General features: G+C 43.3%; 9 protein-coding genes and 1 pseudogene. 4 read left to right on the forward strand and 6 right to left on the reverse strand.

Annotated features, from left to right (window positions below; all coding sequences use genetic code 11):
• Positions 1-266: 266 nt before the first annotated feature.
• The 3 genes from QTO00_RS11845 (at position 267) to nqrM (ending at position 1,679) form a co-directional block, all read left to right on the forward strand.
• Positions 267-941 carry a fructose-6-phosphate aldolase gene (locus QTO00_RS11845; RefSeq protein ID WP_331424999.1) on the forward strand — a complete coding sequence of 225 codons (675 nt, stop codon included), beginning with the start codon at positions 267-269 and terminating at the stop codon, positions 939-941.
• A gap of 118 nt (positions 942-1,059) precedes the next feature.
• A complete protein-coding gene (locus tag QTO00_RS11850) occupies positions 1,060-1,488 on the forward strand; it encodes a NifB/NifX family molybdenum-iron cluster-binding protein (RefSeq protein WP_331425000.1) in 429 nt (142 codons plus the stop codon).
• Positions 1,485-1,679 carry a (Na+)-NQR maturation NqrM gene (nqrM, locus tag QTO00_RS11855; protein ID WP_331425001.1) on the forward strand — a complete coding sequence of 65 codons (195 nt, stop codon included), beginning with the start codon at positions 1,485-1,487 and terminating at the stop codon, positions 1,677-1,679. Before QTO00_RS11850 ends, nqrM begins: the two co-directional genes overlap by 4 nt.
• Before the next feature lie 16 nt (positions 1,680-1,695).
• Here the strand turns inward: nqrM and QTO00_RS11860 are convergent, their stop codons facing one another.
• The 5 genes from QTO00_RS11860 to QTO00_RS11880 form a co-directional block, all read right to left on the reverse strand.
• Positions 1,696-1,968, reverse strand: a complete 273-nt coding sequence (locus QTO00_RS11860; protein WP_331425002.1) for a DUF134 domain-containing protein — start codon at positions 1,966-1,968, stop codon at positions 1,696-1,698.
• Between the two features lie 379 nt (positions 1,969-2,347).
• Positions 2,348-2,770 (reverse strand): VOC family protein, encoded by a 423-nt coding sequence (locus QTO00_RS11865; RefSeq protein WP_331425003.1) that lies wholly within the window; start codon positions 2,768-2,770, stop codon positions 2,348-2,350.
• A gap of 162 nt (positions 2,771-2,932) precedes the next feature.
• Complete coding sequence (locus QTO00_RS11870) at positions 2,933-4,408, reverse strand: methyl-accepting chemotaxis protein (protein ID WP_331425004.1); 1,476 nt, start codon at positions 4,406-4,408, stop codon at positions 2,933-2,935.
• 2 nt (positions 4,409-4,410) lie between these two features.
• Positions 4,411-4,929: a PAS domain-containing protein gene (locus QTO00_RS11875; protein WP_331425005.1), complete on the reverse strand. Its 519-nt coding sequence runs from the start codon at positions 4,927-4,929 to the stop codon at positions 4,411-4,413.
• A gap of 158 nt (positions 4,930-5,087) precedes the next feature.
• On the reverse strand, positions 5,088-5,645 hold the full coding sequence (locus QTO00_RS11880) for a sugar O-acetyltransferase (RefSeq protein WP_331425006.1): 558 nt from the start codon (positions 5,643-5,645) through the stop codon (positions 5,088-5,090).
• A gap of 248 nt (positions 5,646-5,893) precedes the next feature.
• Between QTO00_RS11880 and QTO00_RS11885 the strand changes: the two are divergent.
• Positions 5,894-6,277, forward strand: a pseudogene (locus QTO00_RS11885) (cupin domain-containing protein); the annotation flags it as partial.
• On the opposite strand, the gene QTO00_RS11890 reads toward QTO00_RS11885, so the two are convergent.
• Positions 6,276-6,736, reverse strand: a 461-nt coding sequence (locus QTO00_RS11890; RefSeq protein WP_331425007.1) for an SDR family oxidoreductase, incomplete at its 5' end; no start/stop codon positions are given. The pseudogene QTO00_RS11885 and the gene QTO00_RS11890 overlap by 2 nt on opposite strands.

Here is a 6,736-nt window from a genome sequence, read left to right on the forward strand (position 1 = left end):
TGCCATCACCATCGTGGGTCGAGAATCTTTGAATGTCGAAATACATCTGCTTGCCTCTTGGTTCGCACTCTGAACTTGTTCTCCACTTTGCTGTTTCGCAAATAAAAGCTTCATTTGAGAGTTCACAAGTTTCGCTTAATCTTCATTTAATGAAATTATTATACTTTCAAATGAAACTTCAATTGATCAAAATCAAGATCTGATTCGATAGTCAGATCTATAGTGATCCCATCGTCAAAACAGAGATTTTGTTTAAGGTAGAAACCATGATTGAACTTTATTTAGATACTGCTGATGTGGCAGAAGTAGAGCGCTTTAACCAGTGTCTTCCTCTTAAAGGTGTAACGACAAACCCAAGTATTTTGGCCAAGTCAAAGCAAGGGCTAAATGAAACCCTAATAGGTATGCAACAGGCACTTGGTGGTACACCACGCTTTCACGCTCAGGTAGTAAGTTCGACAGTAAAGGACATGGTGGCAGAAGCACGCCAGCTAAATGAGCTACCTTACGATATGGTAGTAAAAGTACCTGCAACCGAGGCTGGTTTAGCTGCGATTAAGATAATGAAAAGCGAAGGAATTAACGTTCTAGCTACCGCGATATACTCAGCCCAACAAGGTTTTCTGGCTGCCCTTTGCGGCGCAGACTACCTAGCACCTTATGTAAACCGCATAGATGCAATGAACGGTAACGGTGTTGAAGTGGTTGCGGACCTGCAGTTATTGCTCGATCAAAACCAGTTATCAGCGAAGATTTTGGCCGCAAGTTTCAAGAACACGCAACAAGCGATGGAAGTGATGAAACTGGGTATCGAAGCCATTACCCTACCAACCGATGTAGCGGCGCAGATGTTTGCCCATCCTGCGGTTCAACCGGCTATTGAACAGTTTGATAAAGACTGGAAACAGACATTTGGCGGCAAGCTTTCATTTGAAAGCTAGATTGCTATGATTTTCAGTTCCGATCTTCGATAAACAAGAACTTAGATTTATAATTGGCATATGCCAATAATAAATTGCTATATTGGCTCCATACTAATCATGTTAGTTTGGAGCCAATATGATCTATGCCATCCCTTGTAACGACACAACCGTAAGCAATCACTTTTCTAAATGTCAGCAAATTGCTGTGTTCGACGATAGTTCTCAACACATTGAGTTTATTCCCACCAACCAATCTAACTCTCGCTGCGGCGTGAAAAAGCTGTGGCAGAAGGTTATAACTGGTTACAAAGTAGACGTTGTTGTAGTAAGAAACGTTGGCCAAAATATGCTTAAGAGCCTGTTTCAATCTCAAGTGAAAGTAGTCGCTGCCCCAGCAAAGCAAGAGATCGAAAGCCTTTGCTTTGATCAGCTGACGCAAGTTGAGAGTTTGGATTACGCGAAAGAGTCGCCCAACAAAAAGCCGTGCTGTGGTCATAAAACATCATCTCACCTTTTGATTCCAAGCCAACCAAACTGGCATGAAATACGGAGGATTAAACAATGACGTTACTACTCACTGTATGCATATTTGTTAGCTTTATTGCCTTAATGGCGATAGGGGTGATGTTCCAACGGCAACCAATCCAAGGCAGTTGCGGTGGACTATCGAAACTAAAAATAGATCGGGAATGTGACTGCAAAGAGGTATGTGTAGAGCACCAACGTAAGCTCTACCAGATAAAAGAGCCGAAGTGAGCACTGACAAACTTAATTACTTTAACTTAAGGGCGTGGCCAGAGATAAGGCTATTCGCCACTTTGTAGCGCGCCCTTTTGATAATATTGCCAAATGTCTGCCGTGAGACCTGCATTTGCGCGGCAGCATCAATCTGGTTCATCCCCTCTTGATCGGCTAACCTCAAAGCTTCTAACTCATCTGGCAACAGTTCGACCGTTTCTAGCTCATCCATTCCAACCCCGTTGGGCTTATAGAACGCATACGCTGCATTGCCACAAATATTTCTCTGTTTCTTCGGACGAGCCATGATTAAAGTCCAACCCTAACTGTTATCGTAACCAAGCACTCAGCGTGTCGCCAAAGCATTGAGTACGACTTTACACTTATGACACGCTTGCTCACCTTTGTGAGTCATATACATGGTAGTAATTGCGACTTCTTGTTTATGAAACACACAAAAATTTACGATGCTACTGTCTGGATGACTATACTCCGCTGCGGGCGCGAATCCAATTCTGATCATGCTATTTGGCCAAAGCTGGGGCTTTTCACGCCCCCAGTGCTTAGTGGAGCGTTGCTGATTGTACTAGTCGGTAAATTTTTCTAGTTGATGCATAAACACGTCACACAAGCATCCAGTGAGTAGTGATCATCTCCCAACGCTACTCAAGCCATAGCACTAAAGGCTACTCGCTAGTTAAATTGCGCAGTTTCGGGTCATCGGCCAAGTACTCAACAAACTCGACTTCAAAGCCTGCAGGGTCAACAAAGTAGATGTTCTTTCGGTAGGGTTCTTCGGCTCCCGGCTTGGCAATCGGGAACCCAGCTTCCACCAGCCTACTGATAACCGCTTCAATATTGTTGGTGACATAAGCAAAGTGCGCTAACCCAACTTGGTGTCCAGCCAAATCACGGTTCTCCCCTTCGCCGTGGTCACTCAAGGCAATATACTGGTATTCATCACCAAAATGGAGCCAGTTTCTAGGCTTGCCGCTCCACTCTCCCTTCCCCTCATCACGAACATACCAGTGAGGAAATGCCGCTTGATAAAATTTCAACATTTCAGGGATGTCCTTAACGACCAAATTCACGTGCTCTAGTTGAATCATAGCTTTCTCCTTATGCTTTCCTAGTCAACATTGAACATGCTAAAACCTCAAGTATGGTTGAGGTAAAGGACTTTTTTAGTTTTCTTTCATTGACGACTTTGTTGATCAGTAAACGAAAAATAGGGAAGCGATTTACTTCCCTATAGACAAATTAGCAACAGCTTACGTGTTATTTTTTTCAGCCACTAACCCCGTAACTCCGCTAACGACCCCCTTACTCGCATGCTCTGCTGATTCAATCGTGCTGATAAGGTTTTTAAAAATACCCTCATCATTGAGCCAATCTAACTTAACCAGACCGATTGCATTGTGGACATTTGAATGAACATCTCTATGAGCAGACTCCATACGTAGATAGGATGGATATTGACGAAACTCTTCATATCCTCGTCCTTCGTAATACCATTTACCTAATCGGCAATTGAAATGGTCGACTCGAACCGCATCTGCTTCTGGTCCCTCACCACCTTTTTCAAGCGCTATATAGCTATTTTGCATATAGACAATATGGTCTAACGTCACCAATGAAGCGAAAGACATATCCTTCGCGAGAGTGGCGATACGAATTGTTGAAGAGGATGTATCTGCGACTTTGGCAAACTCTTTGCTAAACGTATTTACATCATGCGAGATAACCCTTGTTTGCTCAGAAAAACTCGCCGTTTGTTCTACTACTTCATCGATTCGGCTGGTAATTGAGTTGACGGTATCACTGATGCTCTTGGTCGACTCGCGCGTTCTGTCAGCCAATAACCGAACTTCATCAGCGACGACAGCAAATCCACGTCCCACCTCACCAGCACGCGCAGCTTCAATCGCTGCATTAAGCGCCAACAGATTGGTCTGCTCGGCTATCCCCGTTATTACGTCGATAGTTTCCGAGATACGCTCACTCTCTCCCCCTAGCGCTTTGGCTGTGTTTTCCATACTTTGCATACAAAATGACATGTTCTCTAACGCAGAAAGAATTTTGTCTATTAGTACTCTGCTCGATTCCGCACTGGCTTGGTTTTCATTGGCAAAGCTAAGCACTGAATCCATTTCCTCTGCGAGACTAGCAAGATTTGCTTGATTCATTTTTAGGTTATCAATCAAGTTACCCGTGTTTATCCTGTGGAGCTCGCTTTTTAAGCTATTCTGACGTGAAAATAGATTCGCTTCTTGAATTGATTCAATCGCTCGATTGACATCAGTGATTTGCTTTTTAAAACTTCCCGGCATACCTTCAGGTAACATTCGTCGATAGTAACGCTTCTGCCCTGTCGCTTCGAAACTATTCGCTAACTCCCTCGAGTAAACTTCGATTACATCCAAAAAATCGTTAAGTGCCCACGCAACATAGCCGACTTCACCCATACCTTTCGTTTGAGTAATCCTTACATGGGTATTGCCATCTTTTGCTTCGCGCAATACCTCATTGATTCTATTCAGTACCACCAAAGACTTAAGATGATCAAAATAGAAAAAGATCGCGAACGCTATAGATAGAGCAGGGATAACTAACTCTAACGCTGTTATACCGTTTTGAATAATGTGTACTAAAGATAAAATAGTGATTAGCAGAACAAAGACCACACACGCAAGCAGTGACTTGTTTTTTAAAAATGGGATATTTTTACTGATATGTTTCTCTGACATGTTCAAGACTCCATACAAGAATTGTACAAATGAATCATGAACTCTGGATAACTTAAGCCATGTTGTTCTTCTACCCAAGCGACCATTTTATTCCATGATGCCTCAGGCGCCTGACTACGTTCAGCATTGCTCTCCATTTTAAGCATATCGGCATAGACAGCGAGAATCTGTTGTTTTGCTCTTTCTGGAGCAGGTCGGCGAACGGAGTAATAACCAATTAGCTTTCCATTCTCGTAATCAGGGGTGATGTTGGCAAAGACCCAATAATAGTCTCCATCAGCGGTACTATTTTTAACAAAACCAAAAAACTCTTCTTCTCGTTTTAACGTGCTCCACAAGCCGTAAAATACGCCCCTTGGCATATCAGCGTGGCGAATAATGTTATGGTTTTTTCCGAGAAGTTGCTCTTCAGAAAAGTTGGAAACACGCATAAACATACGATTCGCGTATTTAATCTTTCCTTGGGTATCAGTTTTAGAAACGATGAAAGAGTCTTTAGGTATAGTAATTTCGTTATTCATAACTTGTCGAGGACTCCTAATAAAACAATCACCAGAAAACAAAAGAGATTGACTTTCCAGTGGTTTTTCCTTGTTAAGCTATAACAACTATAGAAGATTCGGAGCCATCTAGGTAATTGTCACATCACACAATTTGTAAGTTGGAGCAAATTAACTTGCTACTGTTTAATCGGCTTTATTACTCGACACGGGTTACCCGCAGCAACTACATTGGATGGAACATCTTTGGTTACGACACTGCCAGCACCGATGACGCTATTTTCGCCAATTGTTACACCAGGGCAAACAATCACACCGCCGCCAAGCCAAACATTGTCACCAATAGTTATCGGCGTGCCGAACTCAACACCCTCTTCTACGCGACCTTTTACACCCAACGGATGGCCCGCTGTATAGATTTGTACGTTAGGTGCAAACAGAACATTGTCACCAATATGAACTTCAGCGACATCAAGCACAACGCAGTTAAAATTAGCGTAGAAGTTTTTGCCAACGTTGATGTTCGAGCCATAATCACAGCGAAAAGGGGGTTCAAGATACGCTTTACCATCGTTTGGGATCAGTGTGTCGATCGCACTGCGCCACTCGTCTGTATCAGGAATACTGTTATTTAGTTTTTGCAGTACCTTTCGACAGGCAATACGTTCATCGTAGAGCTCTTTGTCCCAAGCATCGTATGGCTCACCTGCCAGCATCTTCTGTTTTTCAGTTTTCATCTTTCTACCACTCAATCTGTACACAACGCATCGAAATATCGCATATCAACGTCAGCGTACAGCAAACTTGATGCGACTAAATGACAACTGCGTGTGTATTATCACCCTTTGTGCCTTTGCCCCCTCATAACCTCAGTTACTCGCTGTTATCTAAATATCGACTGAAATATTTTTACGCAATTATGCTTCTATTCCATATAACTAATATAAAGTCATGAATATCGAGATTTTCTTTAAGGAGAGACTGCATGCTTAACATGAACTTTTCCCAGCAAGTTGTCATTAATACTGACCCCATGCCTTGGGTTGCCAGCCCCTCTCAAGGTGTTTGGCGTAAACTACTCGAACGTGAGGACGCAGAGTCTGAGCACACAACAAGTATCGTCCGCTACGAAGCGGGCTCCCAGTTTAAAACTCACCTACACCCTATAGGTGAAGAGATTCTCGTTTTAGAGGGCGTTTTTTCTGATGAAGATGGCGATTATCCGGCAGGCACCTACTTACGTAATCCCCCTGGTAGCAGCCATGCACCGTTTAGCAAGCAAGGCTGTACTATCTTTGTCAAACTCAACCAATTTGATGCTCGAGACACAGCAACAGTAAGAATCGACACCAATACTCGCCCGTGGCTTATCGACCACCTGCGATATCGATAAAAGAGCCCGTGACGAATGAAGCCTCATCAGACAATAGCCAAGCAATGGAGTTAGCCACTTCTAAAGCGGTACCTCCTCGACCTAGCGGAAGCTGAGGCCCTAATCTGTCTACACGTCCTGGTTCTCCACCATCAGCATGCATTTCAGTGTAGATACAGCCCGGCCTAACCCCATTAACGCGAATATTACGTGAGGCCAACTCCAAAGACAGGCCTTTAGTTAACGAGTCCATTGCACCTTTAGACGCTACATAGTCGACATATTCAAACGGAGCGCCTGTTCTTGATGCCGCAGAGGAGACATTAACAATAGATCCATCTCGATCAATTTGATTGATAAACGCCTTACAACATAAAAAACAACTCACAACATTGGCGTCCATGACTTTCTTAAATCGTTCTAAGTCAATCTCACTCAACGTCGATTGAGTAAATA

The organism is Vibrio sp. M260118 (assembly GCF_036533755.1).
Classification (GTDB): domain Bacteria; phylum Pseudomonadota; class Gammaproteobacteria; order Enterobacterales; family Vibrionaceae; genus Vibrio.